The organism is Flavobacterium sp. 103 (genome assembly GCF_003096795.1).
In the GTDB taxonomy this organism is placed as follows: Bacteria; Bacteroidota; Bacteroidia; order Flavobacteriales; family Flavobacteriaceae; genus Flavobacterium.
In genome coordinates, this window is record NZ_QENX01000001.1 from 4,147,311 (window position 1) to 4,169,851 (window position 22,541).

The following is a 22,541-nucleotide window of genomic DNA, read 5'->3' on the forward strand; positions in this document are numbered from 1 at the left end:
TCTGTTTTTTCTCGAGTTTCTTCATGCGATAGAAAAATACAGAAGTTGTTTTACTTAAATTGTTGATACCTAAAGGAAACTCTTCTCTACCAAAAGGTGTGCAAAATTAATTCTTTTATTTAATATGGCAAAATATTTATAGAGAGATATTTACACAAAACGTTAAACAGCCAAAAAAAAGGTTTAGGAGCGAACGATTAGGCGTATTTATTGGCATTGTTCCCGCTATCCGTTACAATCTTATAAGCCGAACCCCGGCTTATAAGGATTTTCACTGCTATCGGGGCTAGTTAGGTTATATTGTTTTTTTTGATTATAAACAATCCGCCTAAAATCGAAATTGGAGAAAAAAACAAAAATGGCCAACAACTGAGTCCAAGAACTACCATCAGATTTAAAAAGAGAAAAAGTGGCAAAACCAGCCATAATAATAAAAAGTATAAAATTGACTTTTAGGTTCTTTGTTTTGGCAATAATTTGAGTAACTAACCCGCTAAGGAATGAAAAGGCAGTTCCATAAATGAATGTCAAAAACATAAAAGCAACAGATGCTTCGACATGTGGTTTAACACCTGAAAGCCTAAAAAGTAACACAGAACTTATCACAAAAATGGCATAACCTGTAATTACCCCTAAAATTTGTTTAATCATAATTATCGTTTTTGTAGTTGTCTTTTATAATTTGTCTTTATAAGTAAAAAATCCTAACAAGTTTAAAACCTGTTAGGATTGTATATTTCAATCTAAATTAGAATTAATGACTCAAATTCTCAACTACCTCTTCATTTGGATTGTGCTCATGCTTGAATAAAATGGCAAACGCAATCGCAACAATCAAAGCATAAGCAGCAAAAGCCAACCAAATCATATGCCAATCTTTCATCATAATTACTTTGTCGAACAAGCCATCTGCAGAAATAGAATTTCCTTGACTTTTTACAAATTCGACCATTTTTGAGTTTGTAACATCTGTTTGTAAAAACGAAGCCAAGTCAGTTGTAGAATTAAACGACTTTGTGAAAAAACGATCAATTGCCCATCCTGAAGTCGTACTTCCCAGTATTGCTCCTACTCCATTGGTCATCATCATAAACATTCCTTGAGCTGACGAACGATTTTTAGCATCAGTATGTGTCTCCACAAACAAAGAACCTGATATATTGAAGAAATCAAAAGCCATTCCATAAACGATACAAGACAATATAATCATCCACAATCCATCGGTAGGATTTCCAAAAGAAAACAATCCAAAACGCAATACCCAAGCCAACATACTAATCAACATTACCTGTTTGATTCCAAAACGTTTCAAGAAAAATGGGATGGCAAGTATGAATAAAGTCTCAGAAATTTGAGAAATAGACATAATAATGGTAGAATATTTTATTACAAAAGAATCAGCGTATTTTGGAAAATGTTTAAACTCATCCAAAAAGACATCGCCATAAGCGTTTGTTAGTTGCAAAGCACCTCCCAAAAACATAGAAAAAATAAAAAATAATGCCATTTTGTAATTAGCAAATAATTTGAAAGACTCCAATCCTAATGTTTCCATCAAAGAAGCATCTTCTTTGATTAAGCGTTGTGGTTTACATTTAGGTAAAGTAAAAGAATAAATTCCCAATACAACAGCTGCAATTCCAGCGATATAAAATTGATAAGCGGTTGCTTTGTTTCCTGTTAAATTAGTCATCCACATCGCCACTATAAATCCTATAGTTCCAAAAACACGAATTGGCGGGAAATTTTTAACAACATCCTTGTTGTTAATCTTTAAAGCATTGTATGAAATTGAATTGCTCAAAGCGATTGTTGGCATGTAAAAACACATAGCCAAAAGCATAACATAAATAAAGGTACTTGGAGTACTAACTTCTGGGATATAAAACAAAACTGCACCATATAAAATATGAAGGGCTCCGTATAATTTTTCGGCATTAATCCATCGGTCAGCAATAATACCAGCAATTGTAGGCATAAAAAGAGAAGCAATTCCCATTGTTCCAAAGACTAAACCAAATTGAGTACCTTCCCAGTTTTTGGTTCCAAACCAATAATTTGCAATTGTAATTAACCAAGCTCCCCAAACAAAGAATTGAAGAAAGCTCATTATTATCAATCTGTTTTTAATTCCCATAAGATGAATTGCGTTTTAATGTTTGTAGAATTTTTGTGGCGCGTAAATCTACTATTAAAATTGAGATTACCAAAAAAATTATAAAGTATTAATTACTTCATTTACTAACTCCAAAACCACATCAAATTGTTCTTTTCGATCTAAATAAGAATTATCAACTTCTATAGAATCCTCTGCCATTACCAAAGGAGAGTCATCTCGGTGGGTATCAACATAATCGCGGTCAACCACATTCTTTAAAACCTCTTCATAAGTAACTGAATCGCCCTTTGCCTGTAATTCGTCAAAACGTCTTTGCGCACGGGTATCTGCTCCAGCAGTCATGAATATTTTAAGTTCTGCATTAGGAAAAACAACCGTTCCAATATCTCTACCGTCCATAACAATTCCTTTTTCTTTGCCCATTTCCTGTTGTTGTTCTACCAATTTAGAACGCACTTCTGAAATAGCTGCTATTTTGCTAACAAAATTGGAAACTTCCAAAGTTCGGATTTCCTTCTCCACATTGATATCGTTCAAGTACATTTCGGCAAAACCCAATTCAGGATTGAATTTAAAACTCAATTTTATAGAAGGTAAGCTTTTTACCAATTTTTCTTTATCCAAAAAATCAGTTCCAACGCAATTGTTTTGCATCGCATACAAAGTAACAGCACGATACATAGCTCCTGTATCTACATAAACATATCCCAAATGTTTGGCAAGCTGTTTGGCCAAAGTACTTTTTCCAGTGGATGAAAATCCGTCTATTGCTATGGTAATTTTTTTCAATTTTCTAAAATTAATTATTTGTGTTGTCTTATATCGTTTTATAAAACAAACATTATTCTTAGTAGTTACTCTTTAGTAGTAAATGCTAAGAATAATGTTTGTTTTAGAATTGTCTATTATTTTTTCTATTCTACTAAAATAAGTTTCATTAACCATAGGACAGCCATAACTTGTACATATACATTTATCTTGTTCTTCATAAGGAACTGCCCAAAATTTGTGCAAAACTATACTTCTGCGAAAAGCATTACTGTTTGTTTCATCTAATCCATATAATTTATATGCTTTGCCAAATTGGCCATTGTAATACTTTCCTATCGAATATTTCCCCAATGATGTACTAAGAGAATTAGCTACATTGCTAAATTTTAGTTTTCCTGGAATTCCAGTTTCTGAGCCTGAGCCGTGGGCAACTAATCCTTCATCAATAATTGTATTATTTTTCAAATCATAAATAAAAAAGCGATTTTTACCTGATCGTATTTTCATATCAATAAAAAAAGCAATTTCCTTATTAAATTTAGGATTTTCATTAACGATTTTTCTTACTTCTTCAACTTGAGTATTAAGTTTTTCTTCAGTTGAATTATCATCAGAATTTATACTAAAGCTCGAAAGAAATAGTGGAATAAAAATTAAAAGTATTTTTCTCATCACTTTAACTTATTTATAAATTAGACTTTTATCATTACTAACTGCATCAATGTCTATGCCATTTTTTTATAAATCACTCATTAAAATTAACTGTCAGTCCAAACAAACTTGTATTTCCCGCCAGAGTATATTTCGAATAAGAATAATTGAATTTTAATTTATTTAGTTTTAATCCAAATCCCAAGGAAAGACCAGAAAAATTTCGCTGGTCTTGGATTTGCAATTCAGCGGATCTTCGGAAATTATATCCTAATCTAAGGTTAAAAGCCTTTTTTGGAAAAAGTTCAACTCCCAAAATCATATGCCGCAACGCATTGTTGAAAAAAGATATGTTTTCCTCTGTGATGCTGCCATCAATTGAAGTTTCTGAGCGAACAGGATTTGAAAAAGCCAAATTCCATTGTTGTAAATTTTCGAGTGTGAAGTGCCAGCGTATGGGAACATGTTCTAATTCCTGCGAAACTCCAGCGATTATTTCAAAGGGTAATTTTTCTCTGGTACCGTCGTAAGTAGTAAATTGAGTTCCAATATTCATTAAGGTCAATGCCCAATTCACATCATTTTTTTCGTCAATATAAACCATTCCTAAATCTACGGCAGCCCCAAAGGAATTGTAGCTTTCTAGTGTAGATTCAATCAGTTTGGCATTGGCTCCCAAATGAACATCAGTATAAGGAATATTATAGGCATATCCCAGAGAAAGAGCAAGTTCACTTCCTGTAAATTCTGATGTAGGCAAACCGTTTTCGTCATAACCTTCAAATTTTCCGTAATTGATATAATTTATACCTGCCTGAAATGTTTGTAAATGTTGGTCGTAGGTATACGCATATGAAGCCGTACCATAAGTAACTTCTTTATAGTAATTACCATAATTCACTGCCAAATGATTGTTCATTTCTTCATTTATTGTTGCAGGATTAAACAAGGCTTCATTAACATCTTCATCATAAATTGTAATTGTTTTTCCTCCTAGAGCAGCTTGCCTTGGAGACGTAACCAAGGTTAAAAACTCATAAGTATACTTCCCTCCTATTTGACCGTATGATACCATAGATATAGAAAATAAATAGAATAACAAAAGTTTTTGGGACATACTTTAAAAGCTGTTTCTAATATTTAAAACGCAGCTGCGAAGATAAAATTATAAAATTATAAAATACTTATATTAAACTTTAAAAATAAAATTCCAAATTCCAATTGTATGAATTGGAGTTTGGAATTTTATAGGCTATCAAAAATGATTCCTTTCAGAATTGAAATTTTATTTTTTGTTATTTTAATTCTTTTGCATTTTTGACTTTCTCTTTAGTTATGGCCAATTCCAAAACTTCACTCATTTCTTTCACATAATGAAAGGTAAGACCTTCTAAATATTCAGCTTTAATTTCATCGATATCACTTTTGTTTTCGTGACATAAGATGATTTCCTTAATATTAGCTCTTTTGGCTGCCAATATTTTTTCTTTTATACCACCAACAGGCAATACTTTTCCTCGCAAAGTGATTTCTCCTGTCATAGCCAAGTTTTTCTTCACTCGTTTTTGAGTAAGTAACGAAACTAACGAAGTCAGCATGGCAATACCTGCACTTGGACCATCTTTTGGAGTGGCTCCTTCCGGAACGTGTAAATGAATGTTATACTTAGAAAGTATTTCTGGATTCAATCCCATTAATTCGGCATTGGCTTTAATGTATTCTAAAGCAATAGTAGCCGATTCTTTCATTACAGTACCTAAATTACCAGTAATCGTCATTGCTCCTTTTCCTGGAGAAAGTAATGATTCTATAAAAAGAATGTCGCCACCAACACTTGTCCAAGCTAAACCTGTAACGACACCGGCAACTTCATTGTTTTCATATTTGTCTCTTTCTAATCTTGGAACGCCTAATACTTTTACAATATCTTCATCGGTTATTTTTTTGTTGTACTCCTCCTCCATCGCAACCGATTTGGCTGCATTACGAACGATTTGCGCAATTTTATTTTCCAATCCGCGGACACCAGATTCACGAGTGTAACCTTCAACAATTTTTTCCAATTGTTTTTTACCAATACTTAAATCTTTGGCCTTCAAACCGTGAGCAGTCAATTGTTTTGGGAACAAATGTTTTTTTGCAATTTCAACTTTCTCTTCAGTAGTATAACCTGACATTTTTATGATTTCCATTCTGTCTACCAAAGCGGGCTGAATAGCGGCCATATTGTTGGAAGTGGCTATGAACATCACTTTGGATAAATCATAACCCATTTCAAGGAAATTATCATAAAACGAACTATTCTGTTCTGGATCTAAAACTTCCAATAATGCAGAAGAAGGATCTCCGTTATGACTAGAAGAGAGTTTGTCTATTTCATCCAAAACAAACACAGGATTTGATGTTCCAGCTTTCTTTAAACTCTGGATGATTCGTCCTGGCATAGCTCCAATATAGGTTTTTCTGTGACCACGAATCTCAGCTTCATCACGTAATCCACCTAATGAGATACGAACATATTCTCTTCCCAAAGCTTCTGCAACAGATCTACCGATAGATGTTTTACCAACACCTGGAGGTCCCGTTAAACAAATAATTGGAGACTTCATGTCATTTCTTAATTTAAGAACGGCCAAATGCTCAATCATTCTTTTTTTGACATCCTCCAATCCAAAATGATCTTTGTCCAATACTTTTTGGGCATGTTTTAAGTCAAAATTATCTTTAGAATATTCGCCCCATGGCAATTCCAAAAATAGTTCAAGATAGTTTCTTTGGATTCCAAAATCAGGAGCTTGTGGATTCATTCTGCGCATTTTGGACAATTCTTTTTCGAAATGTTTTTGCGTTTTTTCGTCCCATTTTTTGGATTTGGCTTTCACACTCATTTCGTCCATTTCTTCCTCCTGTGAAACACCACCCAATTCTTCTTGGATAGTTTTCATTTGCTGATGCAAGAAATATTCTCTTTGCTGTTGATCTAAGTCAAAACGAACTTTGGATTGAATATCGTTCTTTAATTCTAGTTTTTGCAACTCAACATTCATGAAACGAAGTGTTTCCAAGGCACGCTCTTTCAGTCCATTTATCGATAATAAATCTTGTTTTTCTTTTACCGATAAATTCATATTGGAAGAAACAAAATTGATCAAAAATGAAGGACTTCCTATGTTTTTGATGGCAAATGTTGCTTCTGAAGGAATGTTTGGGCTTTCGTTGACAATCTTAACTGCCAATTCTTTTACCGAATCAATTATTGCATTGAATTCAGAGTCTTTTTTGGTTGGTCTTTTTTCAGGAACCGCTTTAATATTAGCCGTAAGATAAGGTTCTTCTGAAACCATTTCGGCTATTTCAAAACGCTTCTTTCCTTGTAATATTACTGTAACGTTACCGTCAGGCATTTTTAAAACCCTTAAAATTCGGGCTACAGTACCAATTTTATGAATATCATTAAATGTTGGGTCTTCATCTTCTTCATTGATTTGAGCCACAACTCCTATTACTTTTCCGGCTGCATTAGCATCATTAATCAATTTGATTGATTTATCTCTTCCAGCTGAAATCGGAATAACTACTCCAGGAAATAAAACCGTATTGCGTAAAGGTAAAATAGGTAAAGAATCCGGTAATTCTTCGTTGTTCATTTCTTCCTCATCTTCTGGAGTCAATAATGGAATTAATTCGGCTTCAGAATCAAATTCTTGAAGTGACAGATTGTCAATAGTAAGTATTTTATGATTTGACATAGTAGTATTTAAGTCTTTTTGTCATTAATTTTTTAAATCGGAACGCAAATATAAGGTATCGCAACAATATTTTAGGCTAATATCGATGTATAAATACAGTATAATATTGAGCTGTAAAATAAGGCAATCATTGTGCCAAAAAGTATTAATCGATGACCAAGATTTTTATTTTATTTTATAATTATAAAAAATAAAGGAGTTACTATAACTAAAAAGCATAAAAAAACCCAAAAAATAATTTTGGGTTTTTGAATTAAATTTTTAATATGTTATTTTATAACATATGATTTAAGTTCACTGAGAGCTCCATTAGTTTCCATTTTTATTACACCTACATTTTTTGCGATCCAATAATTTGTTACACTTTCAGAACTAGCTTGTCCGCTAACAGAAGCTTTTTGTGTAAAGCTAAATTTAATCACATCTTTAAACGTTGTACCATTAACTATTAAAACGGATCCTTTCTCTAAAATTTTTCCTGTATAATTTACTGTTGTGACAATGCTGGGGAAATCAGGAACATTATAACTTGTAGTATTTTTAAAATTACCACTCCAGGTTTGATTGACTTCCAAATAATCTTTTAAGATAATAAATTCGTATCCTGTCATCTTACCTGTAAAACTTCCAAAATCAATATTAATCTCTCCTATTTTGATATAATAATCTCCTTTGTTTTTCTTAATCCAAACAGATGTTTGTGCATCAAGTGAAGCTGTAGCTCCAACCATTTGATTGAATTTATAATATTTAGCTCCATCCATTTCATCAGTACCAATTATTTTCATCGTGGTTTCTTCCCCATTTTGAGTAAAAACCCAATTATTATCTACCGTTGTTGGCCAATAATCACCAGTCGAATTTTCGGCAACTGAATCATCACTTGAAGAATCATTAGTACACGCAACAAAAGAGAATGCTAGTAAAAGCGGTAATAAAAAAGAAGTTGTAAAATTTTTCATAAATTGGTTTTATATTTTATAAGCCAAAAATAACATTATTTTTATTACTAAAAAATATTATAATTATGTTTTTTTTTTAATCTAAATATTACAGTTTTTTATTTATCAAAAAAAAAGCGTAAACTGTAACAAACCAAAAATTTTCATGTCTTTACTACAAATCATAACTATTTAATTGAATCTGACCAGTCAAAATATCGAGGAATTAATTTCGCTTTGCAAAGAGAACAATCAGAAAGCACAATTCGAGATTTATAATCGCTATTGCAAGGCGATGTATAATGTGGCCTATCGAATTGTGAAAGACGAGCATTTTGCCGAAGACGTCATGCAAGAAGGCTTTTTGAAAGCATTTACCAAAATAAATGATTTCAAACAAGAAGTAGCCTTTGGAGCTTGGTTGAAACGGATAATAGTGAATTATAGTATTGATTTTTACAAAAAGAATAATCCATTTAAAACAGAAGATTTTGAAAAAACACTTTACAAACTAGAAGAACCAGAAAATGATTGGGAGGAAAAATTAGATTTTAACGATTTAAAAGTCAAACAGGTTTTGGACGCCATTCAGTCCTTGAAATACAATTACAGCATGGTTCTTACCTTATTCTATATTGAGGGTTACGATCAAGAAGAAATAAGTGAAATTCTTAAAATTAGTTATGCCAATTGTCGAACTACATTAAGCAGAGCTAAAGAAAGTTTAAGAAAAAAATTAAATGAGATATGAAAATGAAAAATGAAAATGAAAAATTGGATCAATTATTTGAAAATCTAGAAAATCAATGGGATGTTCATGAAATGGATAGCCAACATCAAAATCGGTTTTCAGAAAAATTGGCTCTTAAAAAACGAAAAAAGGATTTTGGTTTTATTTATGCTATAGCTGCTTCCGTGGTTGTTATACTTGGGATTACATTGTTTTATACCAATAGTAATGAAAGGCCTAAAGAACTGAAATTTGCGTCTAAAGAAACCAAACAAACAGATTCAATTTTTACCGTTTTGATTGAACATCAATTAGAACAAATTAAAGCTAAAAAATCACCTGAGAATGAAAAAATTGTAAATGACGCATTGCAACAAATGAAATCGCTAGATAGCGATTATGAAAAAATCAAGCATGAATTGGATGTTAATGGTGAAAGCAAACCTATTATTTATGCTATGATCAGCAATCTACAAACCCGAATTTCATTTTTGCAAAATGTTTTGCAACATATTGAAGAAACTGAAAAACTTAAAAAATTAAACGATGAAAAAACAATTTAACATACTACTATTACTTCTTTTGTTAATCCCTTTTTTAGGATTTTCGAATGATGATTTTAATTATACAAAACAAAAAGTTATCAATAAAGCCTATATCGTGAACAGCGATGCGGGAATAAATATTGAGAACTCCTATGGAAGTATTTTTGTGACCACTTGGAATGAGGATAAAATTGAAATTGAAGTTCTCATTAAGGTCAGTGGCGATAATGAGAAATGGGTTAATGAAAAATTAGCTGGTATCGATGTGGATTTTGTAGCTTTAAAAAGCATGGTTAGCGCCAAAACTGTTTTTGGAAATATGAGCACAAAAACCAATGGGAGAAATAATAATTTCGAAATCAATTACACTATCAAGATTCCTAAGAACGGGACTGTGAAATTGAATAACAAGTACGGAAATATTGGTACTTCAGATCTCTTTTCCACTACTGACATCAATTGTAAATACGGAAAAATTAATTTGGGAAAATTAAACGGTAATAATAATACCGTACAAATTGGTTATTGTTCAAGTTCTACTATTGAATATCTAAAAAACGGAGCAATAACTTCTAAATATTCTGGATTAAAAATGAATGAAGTAGCCAAACTTGATTTACTTTCGGATTATTCTGAAATTGAGATCAACGAAGGGAATGATGTAAAATACAACAGTAAATATGGTAGTGTTAGAATCAAAAAAATCAATTCATTGGATGGAAATGGAAATTATCTGACTATTGATGTGGGTTCTGTGTCAAATCAAATGAAGTTAAACACAAAATACAGTAATATCTCGATTGATGCCATTCAGCCTAAAGCGAATAATATAAACATTGTGGCTGGTTACACAGGGATTGATATTGGTTTCCAATCTAATTATGCCTTTGATTTTGATGTATCGGTAAGATATGGCGATTTTAAATATGACAACGAGTTGAGCGTAAATTCAAGAGAAGAAACTAATTACACTAAAAGAGTCAGCGGATTTTACAAGAAAAAAGGTGAAAACAAGATTTCAATTACCTCTGATTATGGTAATGTAAAATTGTATAAAAAAGAAGTTCAATAGTTAATTTAATTTCAATAGCAATAGCAATGGCAAAAGGGTTTCAATAATCAATCAATAATTTTAATCAATAAAAAATGAAAAAATCGGTTTTATTAGTTGTTTTTAGTGCTTTGTTTTTTACAACAATTGCAAATGCACAATGGTCAAGAATAAAAGGTAACGGAAAAGTAGTTACTGAGAAAAGAACTACTGCGGGATATGACGAAATAGTTCTTACAGGTTCTTTTGATGTGGTTTTGGTTTCGGGAACTGAAGGTGCATTAACTATTGAAGGGGAGGAAAATATAATCCCTCACATCATAGTTGAAGTGACCGGAAATGTATTGAAAATTTCCAACGAGAAAAATGTTCAAATCGACACAAAGAAGAAGCTGATTGTGACAGTGCCTTTTGAACAAATAAGTTCAGTTTCTCTTTCCGGATCTGGAGACGTCAGCTCTAAAAATACCATCGTCAGTCCTACTTTTAAAGCTAAATTATCAGGTTCTGGTGATTTGACTTTAGATGTTAAGGCAACCGATTTTGAATCCAATTTGAGTGGTTCCGGAGATGTTGTTTTAACAGGAAGTTCTGATAATTTTGTTTCCAAAACTTCAGGTTCAGGAGATGTGAATGCTATTAATTTGACAGCAAAAAATGCGAATCTTACGATTTTAGGTTCGGGAGATATGAAAGTAAATTGTAGTGAGAGTTTATTTGCAAGAGTTTCAGGTTCTGGAGATATTGAATACAAAGGAGATCCTAAAACAAAAGACACCAAAGTGAGTGGCTCTGGTGATATTTCAAAAGTATAATAAAAACTAAAAAAAAATACCGCAGATTTGTGGATTATATAAAAATCCATGAATCTGCGGTATTTTTATGCGTTCTGTGTAAAAAAAGGATTTTGAAACGAAATTCGTTTAGAAAACTATTTGTTCTCTTTTTTGGGAACTCTATTCAAAAGTAAAACGCCAATTACAAAAAACACAGCCAAAAACACAATTGCGAGTCTTGGGCTTCCGGTAATTTGATCAATGGCACCATACACACACATCCCAATTACAATCCCGATTTTTTCGGTAACATCATAAAAGCTGAAAAAAGAAGCAGTATCTTCTGTTTCTGGCAAAAGTTTGGAATAGGTAGAACGTGATAAAGCCTGAATTCCACCCATTACAAGTCCCACAAGTGCAGCCATGATATAAAATTGATTAGGAGTTACAATAAAATAAGCAGCAGAACAAAGTATGACCCAAAAACAATTGATTACAATAAGGGTTGGTATATTTCCAAATTTTGCCGAAGCTTTTGATGTTAAAATAGCTCCAACTACAGCAATAATTTGTATTAATAAAATACAGATAATCAATCCCGTTTGGCTTTGGCTTGCGGATTCCCAAGCTATTTCTTGAGAACCAAAATAAGTAGCAATAAGCATTACGGTTTGAACGGCCATGCTGTAAACAAAAAAGCTAAGTAAATATCTTTTTAGCGGAATGTTGGCTTCCAATAATCCCCAAACTTTTTTCAATTCTTTAAAACCATTAAAGACAACCGCTTTGGTCACTTTTCGGTCTGTATTTTTATTTCCTTTTGGCAAAAAATAATAAGTATATTGACTGAATATAATCCACCAAACTCCAACCATTACAAAGGAATATTTCATTGCTTTCATTGCGGCTTCGCCTTTAGTATTTCCGGTTATTCCAAAAGTATCGGGCATCATTACCATAGCAAGATTTACTATTAATAAAATCACACTCCCAATGTATCCTAGAGAATATCCTTTGGCACTGACCGCATCTTGCTGTTCGTTGAAAGCGATATCTGGTAAATAAGAATTATAAAAAACTAAACTTCCCCAGAAGCCGATTAATCCGAAAAAGTAAAAAAATAGTCCGACATAAATATTATCTAGACTAAACCAGTTTAGGCCAATACAAGAAAGAGCTCCAGTATAGCAGAAGAATTTCATGAAAGATTTTTTATTCCCAACATAATCGGCAATTCCAGATAATAAAGGTGAAAAAAGGGCAACCATCAGAAACGCTGCAGCGGTAACAAAGCTAATTAACGCCGAATTTTTTAAGTTCATTCCAAAAACGGCTATATAATGATCTCTGTCTGAAAATAAAGATTCATAAAAGATTGGAAATATGGCCGAAGAAATTACCAATGGGTATACTGAATTTGCCCAATCGTAAAATGCCCATGCATTCAATAACTTTTTGCTTCCTTTTGCTAATTCTGCCATGTTTGTTTTTTATTTGCGAATTTATTTATTTTTCAGTTGGAATAACAATAAATAGCGTTTTTTCATATATTAAATTTTTAATAATAAATTATTACTATTATTGGGTTCAATATGATTTATAAAAAAAGCTATTCTTAAAAAGAATAGCCTAAATAGTTCTAAAAATTTAATTATTGCTGATGGCAATTATTTATAAGATGCATTAACTTTTGCAGCCATTGCTCTTGCTTCTGGAATCAATGCCTTTAAATTTGCCATTCTTGTAGCATCAGAAGGGTGTGTACTTAAGAATTCTGGTGGTGATTGACCTCCCGATTGTGTTGTCATTCTTTGCCAAAAAACAATAGCTTCATCTGGATTGTAACCAGCTATTGCCATTAAAGTAAGTCCAATTTTATCGGCTTCGCTTTCATGGTTTCGACTAAATGGAAGCATTACTCCTACTTCAGAACCTAAACCATAATATTGTTGCCACATTTGTTGTTTTTCAGCACTTTGCTGACCTGTCGCAACTGCAACTCCTACTGCACCTAATTCTTGCAATTGTGAGGCACTCATTCTTTGTGCGCCATGATTTGCCAATGCATGAGAAACCTCGTGTCCTAAAACGGTTGCTAAACCAGCTTCATCTTTAGTTATTGGTAAAATTCCTGAATAAACAACGATTTTTCCTCCAGGCATACACCAGGCGTTAATTTCTTTGCTGTCAATTAATTTATACTCCCATTGGTAACCATTTAAATATCCGGTCTGTCCCAGATAAGCTAAATATTTTTCAGCCGCTGTTTTAATTTTTAATCCAACTACTTCCACCCTTTTTGAATCAGCCGTTCCCGAAATTATTTTATTCTCCTTCAAAAAAGTTCCATATTGTTGGAATGAAGAAGGAAATAATTCAGTGTTGGAAACAAAATTTAGTTCGTTTTTCCCTGTTATAGGATTAGTAGCGCAAGCATAAAATAAACCAATTACACCTGCACCTATTAATAAATATTTTTTCATAATCTTATCTTTAAATATCTATACAAAAATGCAACTTTTATTAGTTTTATATTTTACATAATTAAATTCAAAAGTATCAACTTTCCGATAATTATTAAAAATTATAGCTCTAGGATATTTTAAAAATCACAACACTTAGTGGTGGAAGCAATAAAGCGGTAGAATATTCTTTACCATCATAAGGATTGGTTTCAATACTTAGTTTTTTTGTATTTTTTACTCCGCTCCCTCCAAAATCTGCAGCATCACTATTAAATATTTCTGTAAGTTTTCCTGACTTTGGCAAACCAATTCTATAATTCTCACGTACCACTTGGGTAAAATTAAGGACAACAATTAAATCATCTTCGGGATTGTTTCCTTTTCGAATAAACGACATCACAGCATTTTCATGATCAGAATAGTTGATCCATTCAAAACCATCTTGACTAAACTGTTTTTCATGTAAAGCCGGCTCGGTTTTATACAATTTATTAAGTTTGGTGATGACCTTTTTTATCCCTTCATGAAATGGATATTGCAACAAATGCCAATCTAAACTGCTTTCAAAATTCCATTCCCTGCTTTGTCCAAATTCAGCTCCCATGAACAATAATTTGGTTCCCGGATGCGTAAACATATAACTGTAAAGTAAACGCAGATTTGCGAATTTTTGCCATTCGTCTCCTGGCATTCTTCCTAGAATGGACTTTTTCCCATACACAACTTCATCATGTGAAAGAGGTAACATAAAATTTTCGGTGTAGGTATAAGTCATGGAGAATGTCAAATCATTTTGGTGGTATTTTCGATAGACGGTTTCTTTTTGAAAATATTCTAATGTATCGTGCATCCAACCCATCATCCATTTCATTCCAAAACCCAACCCTCCAACAAATGTAGGTCTGGAAACCATTGGGAAAGAAGTGCTTTCTTCGGCTATTGTTTGTACACCTTCATAATTGGCATAAACGGCTTCATTAAAATCTTTCAAAAAACTGATGGTATCCAAGTTTTCTCTTCCGCCATAAATATTGGGTTCCCACTCTCCTTCTTCTCTCGAATAATCCAAATACAACATAGATGCAACAGCATCTACTCTAAGTCCGTCTATGTGATAGTGTTGCAACCAAAATAGCGCATTACTAATTAGGAAGGAACGAATTTCATTTCGTCCATAATTAAAAACCAAACTTTTCCAATCAGGATGATATCCTTTTCTTCGATCTGGGTGTTCAAATAAATTGGAACCGTCAAAAAAACCTAAACCATGGGCATCATCCGGAAAATGAGAGGGAACCCAATCTAGAATTACCCCAATACCCGCTTGATGTAATTTATCAACTAAAACCATGAAATCCTGTGGCTCTCCAAAACGGGATGTAGGTGCAAAATAGCCAATTAGTTGATAACCCCATGATGGATCATAAGGATATTCCATAACCGGCATGAACTCCACATGAGTAAATCCAGTTTCTTTTACATATTTTACAAGATCTTCGGCAAACTCTAAATAGGTTAAAAATCGATTTTCTTCTCCATGTCTTTTCCATGAGCCTAAATGAACTTCATAAACTGAATACGGTTTATCTAAGTCATTATGTTCTTTGCGGGTTTGCATCCATTTTTTGTCTTTCCATTTATAGTCAAGATCCCAAATAACCGAAGCTGTATGAGGTGGTTTCTCGCAATAAAAAGCAAATGGATCTGCTTTTTCTGTAATTATACCTCCGTTGTTGGATTGTATTTTATATTTATAGGTAGTTCCTTGCTCTATTCCGGGAATAAAACCTTCCCAAATTCCTGATGAATCCCAACGCACCTGCAATGGATGTTCACCTTGAATCCAGTAGTTGAAGTCACCAATTACTGAAACTGTTCTTGCCGATGGCGCCCATACGGCGAAATAAACACCTTTTACTCCATCAACTTCAATAAGATGTGCTCCTAATTTTTCGTAAAGTCTAAAATGTTTCCCTGCTTTGAATAAATCAATGTCAAAATCTGTAAAAAGCGAATGGGTTTGTACTTTGTTCATTTTTGTGTTTTATTTTTTTGTTGAAATTGTAATCAACTAATTTTTATTAAAAATTCATTATACTAGCAATTCCTCTCAAAGGAATCACAGACCATCTTGGTCTGGAATTTAATTCATAGCCCAGTTCATAGATAGCTTTTTCCAGAAGACAATATCTTAATAAAAAATCAATTTCTTTTTGATATCCAATATTTAGATTACCTGCTTGAGCCACTTCGACGTATGTATTCAGAAAAACGCCAACAAAATATTTATATAAAATTTCGCTAGCTTGAAAAAGTTCTTCTTGTTCATACGGATATTTATCATTACTGTTAAAAATAGTGGCATAAATAGAGTAATGAAAAGAACGAAACATTCCTGCAACATCTTTTAAAGGAGGTTGTTTTACTTTACGGTCGCGAATTGTGCTTTCTGGCTCACCTTCAAAATCGAGTATATAAAAATCATCTCCATTAACCAAAACTTGGCCTAAATGGTAATCTCCATGAATACGAATCCGCTCTGATTTCATTTGTGTCCAGTCAAAATCAAGGAATGCTTTTCTTATTTCTTTTTTATGATCCAAAAATTGATTGGCTAACTCTAAAGCTAAACCATCCAATTTATGCAAATTGTTTTCCAAAATATTTAAGCGGTTTTGAAACTGATAGGTTAATCTGTTTTTTAACCAAACAGAATAATCTCCATTATAAGTAAGGGGTGTAAATGCTGTTTCATGAATATCACTACCTAAAGCAATATGCATTTCGGCAGTTCTTGTAGCCAAGGTTTGGATTTTTAGAAAAATACTCAATCCTGCCCAATCAATGATTTCATGCGGAACATCATTTAATTTTAATCTTTTGAACAAATCTATATCCGGGAGTTTACTTATTGAAATCTTTTTGGCATTCAAATTATCGAAAATTCGATCTACTTCTTCCAGCATATATTTCCATGCATCTCCTTGATTTGGAACTAATTCTTGCATTAAACCAAGGGTAATATTTCCATCAGAGGAAACTATACTAATGCTTCCTGTATAAGCAGGTGAATGCTTAAAATTCATTCTTTCAGTAAGGAACCGGCTAATTTCATAATCAGGATTCATGCTGATGTAAATTCTTCTGAAAATTTTCAGAACAAGATTATCATTGTAAACTATGGAAGTATTACTTTGTTCTACTCCCATAAAATGAGATGAAATATATTCTTTGCTATGCAATGCTTTTCCTTTGTGAAAAGTAACTTTTGACTCTTCATTTTTTTTGGAATGGATAATTTTATCAAAAAGTAATTTTCTAAAATCTTCCTGATGTAAAGCATCCACAAGATACCCCTCCTTTTCGTTCATTATAACTGGAGCAATAACGGTATTGGTGTCTAAATCCTCTTCAGACATAAATGCCAACGGCATAAAGTAATGTTGATAAAAGGCTTCTTTAAAATTAACTTCTAATAAAACGCCGTAATATGTATTGTCATTTGAAGATATTTTAAAATAATGCACTATCTCAATATATTTTAAAGTACTTGCTTTGCCGCCGTACCATCTTTTGTTGATAATGTAATTTTCTAAAATATCGGAGGCAAAAATTTTATTAAAATTTTCGTCTTCAAGCGCATCTTCCCAATCTGTATGAAATACAAACGGATTTTGATATTCGGCTTCGTTAATTTTATCTACCATTATTTCTGAATTTTAAATAGATGAAAAGGTAATTCTGGAGGAAGTTCTACATAATTCCATTCATTGTCCCATGAATAGGTATTTCCCGTAATCAAATCGCTAACGCTAATTTGCTGATTTCCAATTTTGTCTAGTGGCAGTTTAATCATTGCCCTACCGGTATGAAATGCGTCTAAACTTACAATCATCAACGTTTCATCTTGTTTATCATCATCAAATTTATAATATGCTATTACTTGGTCATTATTGGTCTCGCAAAAAACAATATTATTGGTTTGTTGCAACGAAATTTGTTCTTTTCTGATGTTATTGATGCGTGCAATTAGAGTGGTGAGTTTGTTTTGAATTGTCCAGTCCCATTTGTAGTATTGGTATTTTTCGGAATCAAGATATTCTTCTTTTCCAGGAGCCATTGGAGTACTGACCATGTATTCAAAAACAGGACCGTAAATTCCAACGTTAGAACTTAAGGTTGCAGCCAAAAAGTATTTTTGCAAGTGAACTGATTCGTTTCCATTTTGCAAAGCAAAAGGATTAATGTCTGGCGTATTGGGCCAAAAATTAGGTCTGTAAAATTCTGTCTGTTCTGTTTGAGTTAGCTCTTCCACATATTCTGTCAATTCTTTTTTGGAATTTCTCCATGTGAAATAAGTGTACGATTGACTGAAACCTTGTTTAGCTAATTCGTTCATGATTTTTGGACGTGTAAAAGCTTCTGCCAAAAACAAAACATCGGGATGCTTCTTTTTGATTTCAGCAATTAACCAACCCCAGAAGTAAAAAGGCTTTGTGTGCGGATTATCAACTCTATAGATTTTAATATTACATTCTTCAATCCAAAATAGTGCGACATCCAATAGTTCTTTCCAAAGATTCTTCCAATCGGAACTTTCAAAATAAATAGGCTGAATATCTTGGTATTTTTTTGGAGGATTTTCGGCATATTGAACTGTTCCGTCTGGTCTCCATTTGAACCATTGTGGAAAGTCTTTTACATAAGGATGATCCGGAGCTGCTTGTAAAGCATAATCCATAGCTACTTCGATTCCTAAATCTTGGGCTTTTTTTACTAATTCTTTAAAATCTTCAATCGTTCCTAATTCGGGATGGGTAGATTTGTGTCCACCGTAATGAGAACCAATTCCCCAAGGAGAACCAACATCACCATATTCGGCATTTGTTGCATTGTTTTTACCTTTTCTATTCACTTCACCAATTGGATGAATTGGGGGGAAATAAAGTGTATCAAATCCCATTTCGGCAACTCTTGGAAGCAGTCTTTCACAATCTTTAAATGTACCATGTTTTCCTTCTTCTGGCGAAGCAGAACGTGGGAAGAATTCATACCAAGTGCTGAAGAGTGCTTTTTTGCGATCCACATATACTTCTAATTCTATCGATTTGTTTTCCAAAAAGCGGATGGGGTATTTTTTGAAAATTCGAATTAATTCTTCCGATTTAGTTTCTCGTACAGCATTGTCATATTCAGATTCTGTTGTGAAATAATGAACTAGTCGATTGAGATATTCATTTTCGGAGGCATCAACTGAACTAAGAATGGCTCGAAGATATTCTGCACCTTCCAGTAATTCAGATTTTACATATTGATTGTCATTAATTTTTCGCTCTGTACCGTGTTGCCAATTCAATGCATAATCTACCCATCCTTCAACGAAATAAGTATACTTTCCTTGCTTTTCAACATGGAATTCAGCAAACCATTCATCATTGTGTGTAGGAGTCATTCGAACTTCCTGCCAACTGTTTTCAGATTCGTGTTTGAATTTTATGCAGCATTGAATCACATCATGTCCATCTGAAAAAACATCAGCGGTGACAACTATTTTTTGACCTACAATTCTTTTTATTGCAAAGACGCCACCATTAAGTTGTGGCAAAACATTTTCTATAATTATACGAGTTTGATTTTGCATGGTATTAGTTAAATTGAACATGTAATTTAGTAAATATTGAATATTTATCGAAACTAATTTTAAAAAATGCAGATATTCTATTAATTAGATTTATTAAACTTTGTTTATTGTGAATAATAAATCAAATTGCATTAATTAGTAGTTTTTCTTTTAGATAAAAATTGAATTAAAAAAGTACATTACTTATAGTTACTAATTACACCAAATCGAAAGTGCAATAAATTGTACTGACTATTTGGTGTATTTAATTTTTTGTAATAAATATTTAAAAGGAATTTTCTAAGTTGAAATTATTTTACTGTAAAATTATTTGGAATTATTGCTCCTTTTCTAATCACGACAATTCCTTCTTTTATACAGTACAAATCATTTGAGGTATCTGCCAAGTGTTTGCCTCCTTTTACATATACATCATTTCCAATCCTACAATTTTTATCCACAATAGCATTATCGATAAAACATCTTTCCCCTATCCCAATTAATGGTATTTCGTTCTTGATGTCTTCATTAATATCATCAATATTTTGATAGAAATCATTACCCATAACATAACAGTGTTGAATAACGGTGCCCTCTCCTATTCGAGAGCGGTTTCCAATAACAGATTTGGTAATTGCTTTAGCATGAATAATGCAGCCCTCAGAGATTAATGATCTTTCAACCATTGTTTTATGAAACTTAGAAGGGGATAATAAACGAGGTCTGGTATAAATTTTATTATTGTTATCAAATAAATTGAATTGAGGAATATCATCCGTTAAACCGATATTGGCTTCAAAAAAGGAGTCAATGTTACCTATATCTGTCCAATAACCCTCATACTGATAACTCAATAATTTTTTATTTCCAACGGCTTGCGGTATGATTTCTTTTCCAAAATCTTTTGTTTCTGGATTAGCCATCAAATCGATTAATAATTTTCTGTTGAAAATATAAATACCCATAGAGGCCAAATAATGCTTTCCTTGGCTTTTCATCTCATCACTTACCTCCGATTTCCAATCGGGTAATAACTCCTTGGCAGGTTTTTCTATAAAACAATCAATACAACTTTCTGAATTTGTTTTCAATATCCCAAATTCAGGAGCGTCTTTGTCATTTACAGGCAAAGTGGCTATGGTAATATCGGCTTCTGCATCAATGTGAGCTTCAAGCATTGCGTTAAAATCCATTTGGTACAACTGATCGCCCGAAAGAATTAAAGCATAATCAAACTCATGGTTTAAAAAGTGAGGCATACATTGTCTTACGGCATCCGCAGTTCCTTGAAACCAAGTTGGGTTGTCCGGTGTTTGCTCAGCTGCTAAAATATCTACGAAGGACTGACTGAAAATACTGAAATTATAAGTGTTCTTTATATGGGCATTCAAAGAAGCTGAATTGAATTGCGTCAGCACAAACATTTTATAAATGTCGGAATTCATGCAATTTGAAATTGGGATGTCTACCAATCGATATTTTCCTCCTATCGGAACTGCAGGTTTTGACCTTCTGGCAGTTAAGGGATACAATCTTGAACCTTGACCTCCTCCTAAAATAATAGCGATAACTTTTTTTCTTTTAGCTTTCATATGTCTTTGCAATAATTAAATTATATAATTCTAAGTATTCTTGGCTAACGTTCTTCCAAGAATGATCAGTATTCATTCCTTTTATTCTTATTTGGTTTATATTTTCTTTGTTTTTATACAAATCGACTGCTCTTTGAATAGAATCGCAAACATCTTCGGCTGAAGCTTGATCATGACAAATTCCATTTCCGTTATCTTCAAAATCAACAATTGTGTCTTTTAGTCCTCCTGTTCTTCTTACTATCGGTATTGTTCCATATCGCAATGCATACATTTGATTTAATCCGCATGGTTCTACCCGTGATGGTATTAAAATAAAATCGGAACTGGCATACGTCTTGTGTGCTAATTCTTCGTTGTAACCAATAAATGTATTATAATTTTCATTATAAACAGAAAGTAATTGTGCAAGTTGGTTTTCTATTTCGACATCTCCATACCCTAAAATTAAAATATTGATTTCTCCCTTAAAAGTTGTCAAAGCTGATGATACAATCTTCGGAAGTAAATCGGCTCCTTTTTCATTATATAATCTGCCAATAAAACTAAAAAGCGGTTTTGTTGGATCCATATTGAAATGCGCACATAATTCCTCTTTATTTTTTTGCTTCCCTTCGTCCATTGTTGCTGCCGAATAATTTATTTCGAGCATTGGATCTTTATTAGGATCCCAAACATCAATATCAATGCCATTTAAGATACCTTTTGATTTGTGTCGAACCTGTTGGAATAATGTCTCAAGTCCATTGTCAGAATGATTTAGTTCATTGAGATAACTTGGTGAAACAGTGGTAACTTCATCAGAACATTTTATTGCTGCTGCCAAAGAATTAATGCAATTTCCCCATTCTAGTTCTTTTATGTTAATCAAATCAAATTCGGGTAAATAATATAATTTATTAAATGTAAATATCCCTTGATACAATCCATTGTGAATGGTAATTAGCGTAGGTATATCTTTTAGTTTATCATATTTTGGGCAATATTTTTTCATAAAAGGGATTAACCCCGTATGATGATCGTGACAATGTATAATATCAGGAATAGAACTTCGTCCTAAAATCCAGTCTAATGTTGCAATTTGAAATGATAAAAAACGTTCAATATCATCTCTGTAATTATAAATATTGGGGCGGTCAAAAAGTTCCGGTATTTCTATTAAATAGAGCTCAAATCCTAACTTATTTGACGTTTCTTTCAATACACTAAACGGAAAATTAAAGTTACCTAATTTTAATTTCCCCCAATGAACACATTCAAAATCATTTTCAGATCGAAATGCTGTTTGATAACTTGGAATGACGACACGAACACTATTTTCTTCATTGCTTTGGTATTTTGGCAATGATCCAATTACATCGGCTAAACCACCCACTTTTGCCACTGGGTAACATTCTGCTCCAATGTGAAATATTTCCATGAATTCCTTTTTATTTTTGTTTTATGATGGTCTATCCAGACATCTCAATTCTTTACAAAATTTAAAAAATTAATATTTTTATAGTGTGAAATAAAATTATATTAACATTAA

Annotated in this window: 18 protein-coding genes; 4 read left to right on the forward strand and 14 right to left on the reverse strand. The window is 32.6% G+C overall.

The genetic code is table 11. From position 1 onward, the window contains the following. Positions 1–240: 240 nt before the first annotated feature. The 7 genes from C8C85_RS17560 to C8C85_RS17590 all read right to left on the reverse strand — a co-directional run bounded on the left by C8C85_RS17560 (position 241) and on the right by C8C85_RS17590 (position 8,252). Positions 241–651: a hypothetical protein gene (locus tag C8C85_RS17560; protein WP_116798181.1), complete on the reverse strand. Its 411-nt coding sequence runs from the start codon at positions 649–651 to the stop codon at positions 241–243. Positions 652–754: 103 nt separating this feature from the next. After that, positions 755–2,137: a nucleoside permease gene (locus C8C85_RS17565; RefSeq protein WP_116798182.1), complete on the reverse strand. Its 1,383-nt coding sequence runs from the start codon at positions 2,135–2,137 to the stop codon at positions 755–757. Between the two features lie 78 nt (positions 2,138–2,215). Further along, positions 2,216–2,908: a (d)CMP kinase gene (gene cmk / locus C8C85_RS17570; protein ID WP_116798183.1), complete on the reverse strand. Its 693-nt coding sequence runs from the start codon at positions 2,906–2,908 to the stop codon at positions 2,216–2,218. Positions 2,909–2,980: 72 nt separating this feature from the next. After that, positions 2,981–3,562: a murein L,D-transpeptidase catalytic domain-containing protein gene (locus C8C85_RS17575; RefSeq protein WP_116798184.1), complete on the reverse strand. Its 582-nt coding sequence runs from the start codon at positions 3,560–3,562 to the stop codon at positions 2,981–2,983. Between the two features lie 73 nt (positions 3,563–3,635). Next, positions 3,636–4,658 (reverse strand): type IX secretion system protein PorQ, encoded by a 1,023-nt coding sequence (gene porQ / locus C8C85_RS17580; protein WP_116798185.1) that lies wholly within the window; start codon positions 4,656–4,658, stop codon positions 3,636–3,638. A gap of 178 nt (positions 4,659–4,836) precedes the next feature. After that, a complete protein-coding gene (gene lon / locus C8C85_RS17585) occupies positions 4,837–7,290 on the reverse strand; it encodes an endopeptidase La (protein ID WP_116798186.1) in 2,454 nt (817 codons plus the stop codon). Between the two features lie 269 nt (positions 7,291–7,559). Then, entirely contained in the window at positions 7,560–8,252 is a 693-nt protein-coding gene (locus C8C85_RS17590) for a hypothetical protein (protein WP_116798187.1), read from the reverse strand. A gap of 175 nt (positions 8,253–8,427) precedes the next feature. Here C8C85_RS17590 and C8C85_RS17595 point away from each other — a divergent pair, with 175 nt between their 5' ends. The 4 genes from C8C85_RS17595 (at position 8,428) to C8C85_RS17610 (ending at position 11,372) form a co-directional block, all read left to right on the forward strand. Continuing rightward, entirely contained in the window at positions 8,428–8,982 is a 555-nt protein-coding gene (locus C8C85_RS17595) for an RNA polymerase sigma factor (protein ID WP_116798188.1), read from the forward strand. Further along, on the forward strand, positions 8,979–9,524 hold the full coding sequence (locus tag C8C85_RS17600; RefSeq protein WP_243412130.1) for an anti-sigma factor: 546 nt from the start codon (positions 8,979–8,981) through the stop codon (positions 9,522–9,524). Before C8C85_RS17595 ends, C8C85_RS17600 begins: the two co-directional genes overlap by 4 nt. Further along, positions 9,508–10,578 (forward strand): hypothetical protein, encoded by a 1,071-nt coding sequence (locus tag C8C85_RS17605; protein WP_116798189.1) that lies wholly within the window; start codon positions 9,508–9,510, stop codon positions 10,576–10,578. Before C8C85_RS17600 ends, C8C85_RS17605 begins: the two co-directional genes overlap by 17 nt. 74 nt (positions 10,579–10,652) lie before the next feature. Next, positions 10,653–11,372 (forward strand): head GIN domain-containing protein, encoded by a 720-nt coding sequence (locus tag C8C85_RS17610; protein WP_116798190.1) that lies wholly within the window; start codon positions 10,653–10,655, stop codon positions 11,370–11,372. A 116-nt stretch (positions 11,373–11,488) separates the two neighbouring features. Here the strand turns inward: C8C85_RS17610 and C8C85_RS17615 are convergent, their stop codons facing one another. The 7 genes from C8C85_RS17615 to C8C85_RS17645 form a co-directional block, all read right to left on the reverse strand. After that, positions 11,489–12,814 carry an MFS transporter gene (locus tag C8C85_RS17615; protein WP_116798191.1) on the reverse strand — a complete coding sequence of 442 codons (1,326 nt, stop codon included), beginning with the start codon at positions 12,812–12,814 and terminating at the stop codon, positions 11,489–11,491. Between the two features lie 186 nt (positions 12,815–13,000). Then, complete coding sequence (locus C8C85_RS17620) at positions 13,001–13,816, reverse strand: M48 family metallopeptidase (protein WP_116798192.1); 816 nt, start codon at positions 13,814–13,816, stop codon at positions 13,001–13,003. A gap of 109 nt (positions 13,817–13,925) precedes the next feature. Next, a complete protein-coding gene (gene glgB / locus C8C85_RS17625; RefSeq protein ID WP_116798193.1) occupies positions 13,926–15,833 on the reverse strand; it encodes a 1,4-alpha-glucan branching protein GlgB in 1,908 nt (635 codons plus the stop codon). 46 nt (positions 15,834–15,879) lie between these two features. Then, positions 15,880–17,505, reverse strand: a complete 1,626-nt coding sequence (locus tag C8C85_RS17630) for a maltokinase N-terminal cap-like domain-containing protein (RefSeq protein ID WP_116798194.1) — start codon at positions 17,503–17,505, stop codon at positions 15,880–15,882. Further along, positions 17,505–19,439: an alpha-1,4-glucan--maltose-1-phosphate maltosyltransferase gene (locus C8C85_RS17635; protein ID WP_116798195.1), complete on the reverse strand. Its 1,935-nt coding sequence runs from the start codon at positions 19,437–19,439 to the stop codon at positions 17,505–17,507. The genes C8C85_RS17630 and C8C85_RS17635 overlap by 1 nt, the downstream gene beginning before the upstream one ends. Positions 19,440–19,729: 290 nt before the next feature. Next, entirely contained in the window at positions 19,730–21,010 is a 1,281-nt protein-coding gene (locus tag C8C85_RS17640; protein WP_116798196.1) for a glucose-1-phosphate adenylyltransferase, read from the reverse strand. Continuing rightward, positions 21,000–22,430 (reverse strand): glycogen synthase, encoded by a 1,431-nt coding sequence (locus C8C85_RS17645; RefSeq protein ID WP_116798197.1) that lies wholly within the window; start codon positions 22,428–22,430, stop codon positions 21,000–21,002. The genes C8C85_RS17640 and C8C85_RS17645 overlap by 11 nt, the downstream gene beginning before the upstream one ends. Positions 22,431–22,541: the final 111 nt, after the last annotated feature.

Excerpts from the sequence above, each read along its gene's own strand:
- C8C85_RS17635 (WP_116798195.1), bottom strand. The coding sequence starts at position 19,439 with ATGCAAAATCAAACTCGTATAATTATAGAAAATGTTTTGCCACAACTT.
- C8C85_RS17600 (WP_243412130.1), top strand. The coding sequence starts at position 8,979 with ATGAAAATGAAAAATGAAAATGAAAAATTGGATCAATTATTTGAAAAT.
- C8C85_RS17575 (WP_116798184.1), bottom strand. The coding sequence starts at position 3,562 with ATGAGAAAAATACTTTTAATTTTTATTCCACTATTTCTTTCGAGCTTT.
- C8C85_RS17640 (WP_116798196.1), bottom strand. The coding sequence starts at position 21,010 with ATGAAAGCTAAAAGAAAAAAAGTTATCGCTATTATTTTAGGAGGAGGT.
- C8C85_RS17610 (WP_116798190.1), top strand. The coding sequence starts at position 10,653 with ATGAAAAAATCGGTTTTATTAGTTGTTTTTAGTGCTTTGTTTTTTACA.
- C8C85_RS17615 (WP_116798191.1), bottom strand. The coding sequence starts at position 12,814 with ATGGCAGAATTAGCAAAAGGAAGCAAAAAGTTATTGAATGCATGGGCA.
- C8C85_RS17645 (WP_116798197.1), bottom strand. The coding sequence starts at position 22,430 with ATGGAAATATTTCACATTGGAGCAGAATGTTACCCAGTGGCAAAAGTG.
- lon (WP_116798186.1), bottom strand. The coding sequence starts at position 7,290 with ATGTCAAATCATAAAATACTTACTATTGACAATCTGTCACTTCAAGAA.
- porQ (WP_116798185.1), bottom strand. The coding sequence starts at position 4,658 with ATGTCCCAAAAACTTTTGTTATTCTATTTATTTTCTATATCTATGGTA.
- C8C85_RS17565 (WP_116798182.1), bottom strand. The coding sequence starts at position 2,137 with ATGGGAATTAAAAACAGATTGATAATAATGAGCTTTCTTCAATTCTTT.
- C8C85_RS17590 (WP_116798187.1), bottom strand. The coding sequence starts at position 8,252 with ATGAAAAATTTTACAACTTCTTTTTTATTACCGCTTTTACTAGCATTC.
- C8C85_RS17620 (WP_116798192.1), bottom strand. The coding sequence starts at position 13,816 with ATGAAAAAATATTTATTAATAGGTGCAGGTGTAATTGGTTTATTTTAT.
- C8C85_RS17560 (WP_116798181.1), bottom strand. The coding sequence starts at position 651 with ATGATTAAACAAATTTTAGGGGTAATTACAGGTTATGCCATTTTTGTG.
- C8C85_RS17605 (WP_116798189.1), top strand. The coding sequence starts at position 9,508 with ATGAAAAAACAATTTAACATACTACTATTACTTCTTTTGTTAATCCCT.
- C8C85_RS17630 (WP_116798194.1), bottom strand. The coding sequence starts at position 17,505 with ATGGTAGATAAAATTAACGAAGCCGAATATCAAAATCCGTTTGTATTT.
- glgB (WP_116798193.1), bottom strand. The coding sequence starts at position 15,833 with ATGAACAAAGTACAAACCCATTCGCTTTTTACAGATTTTGACATTGAT.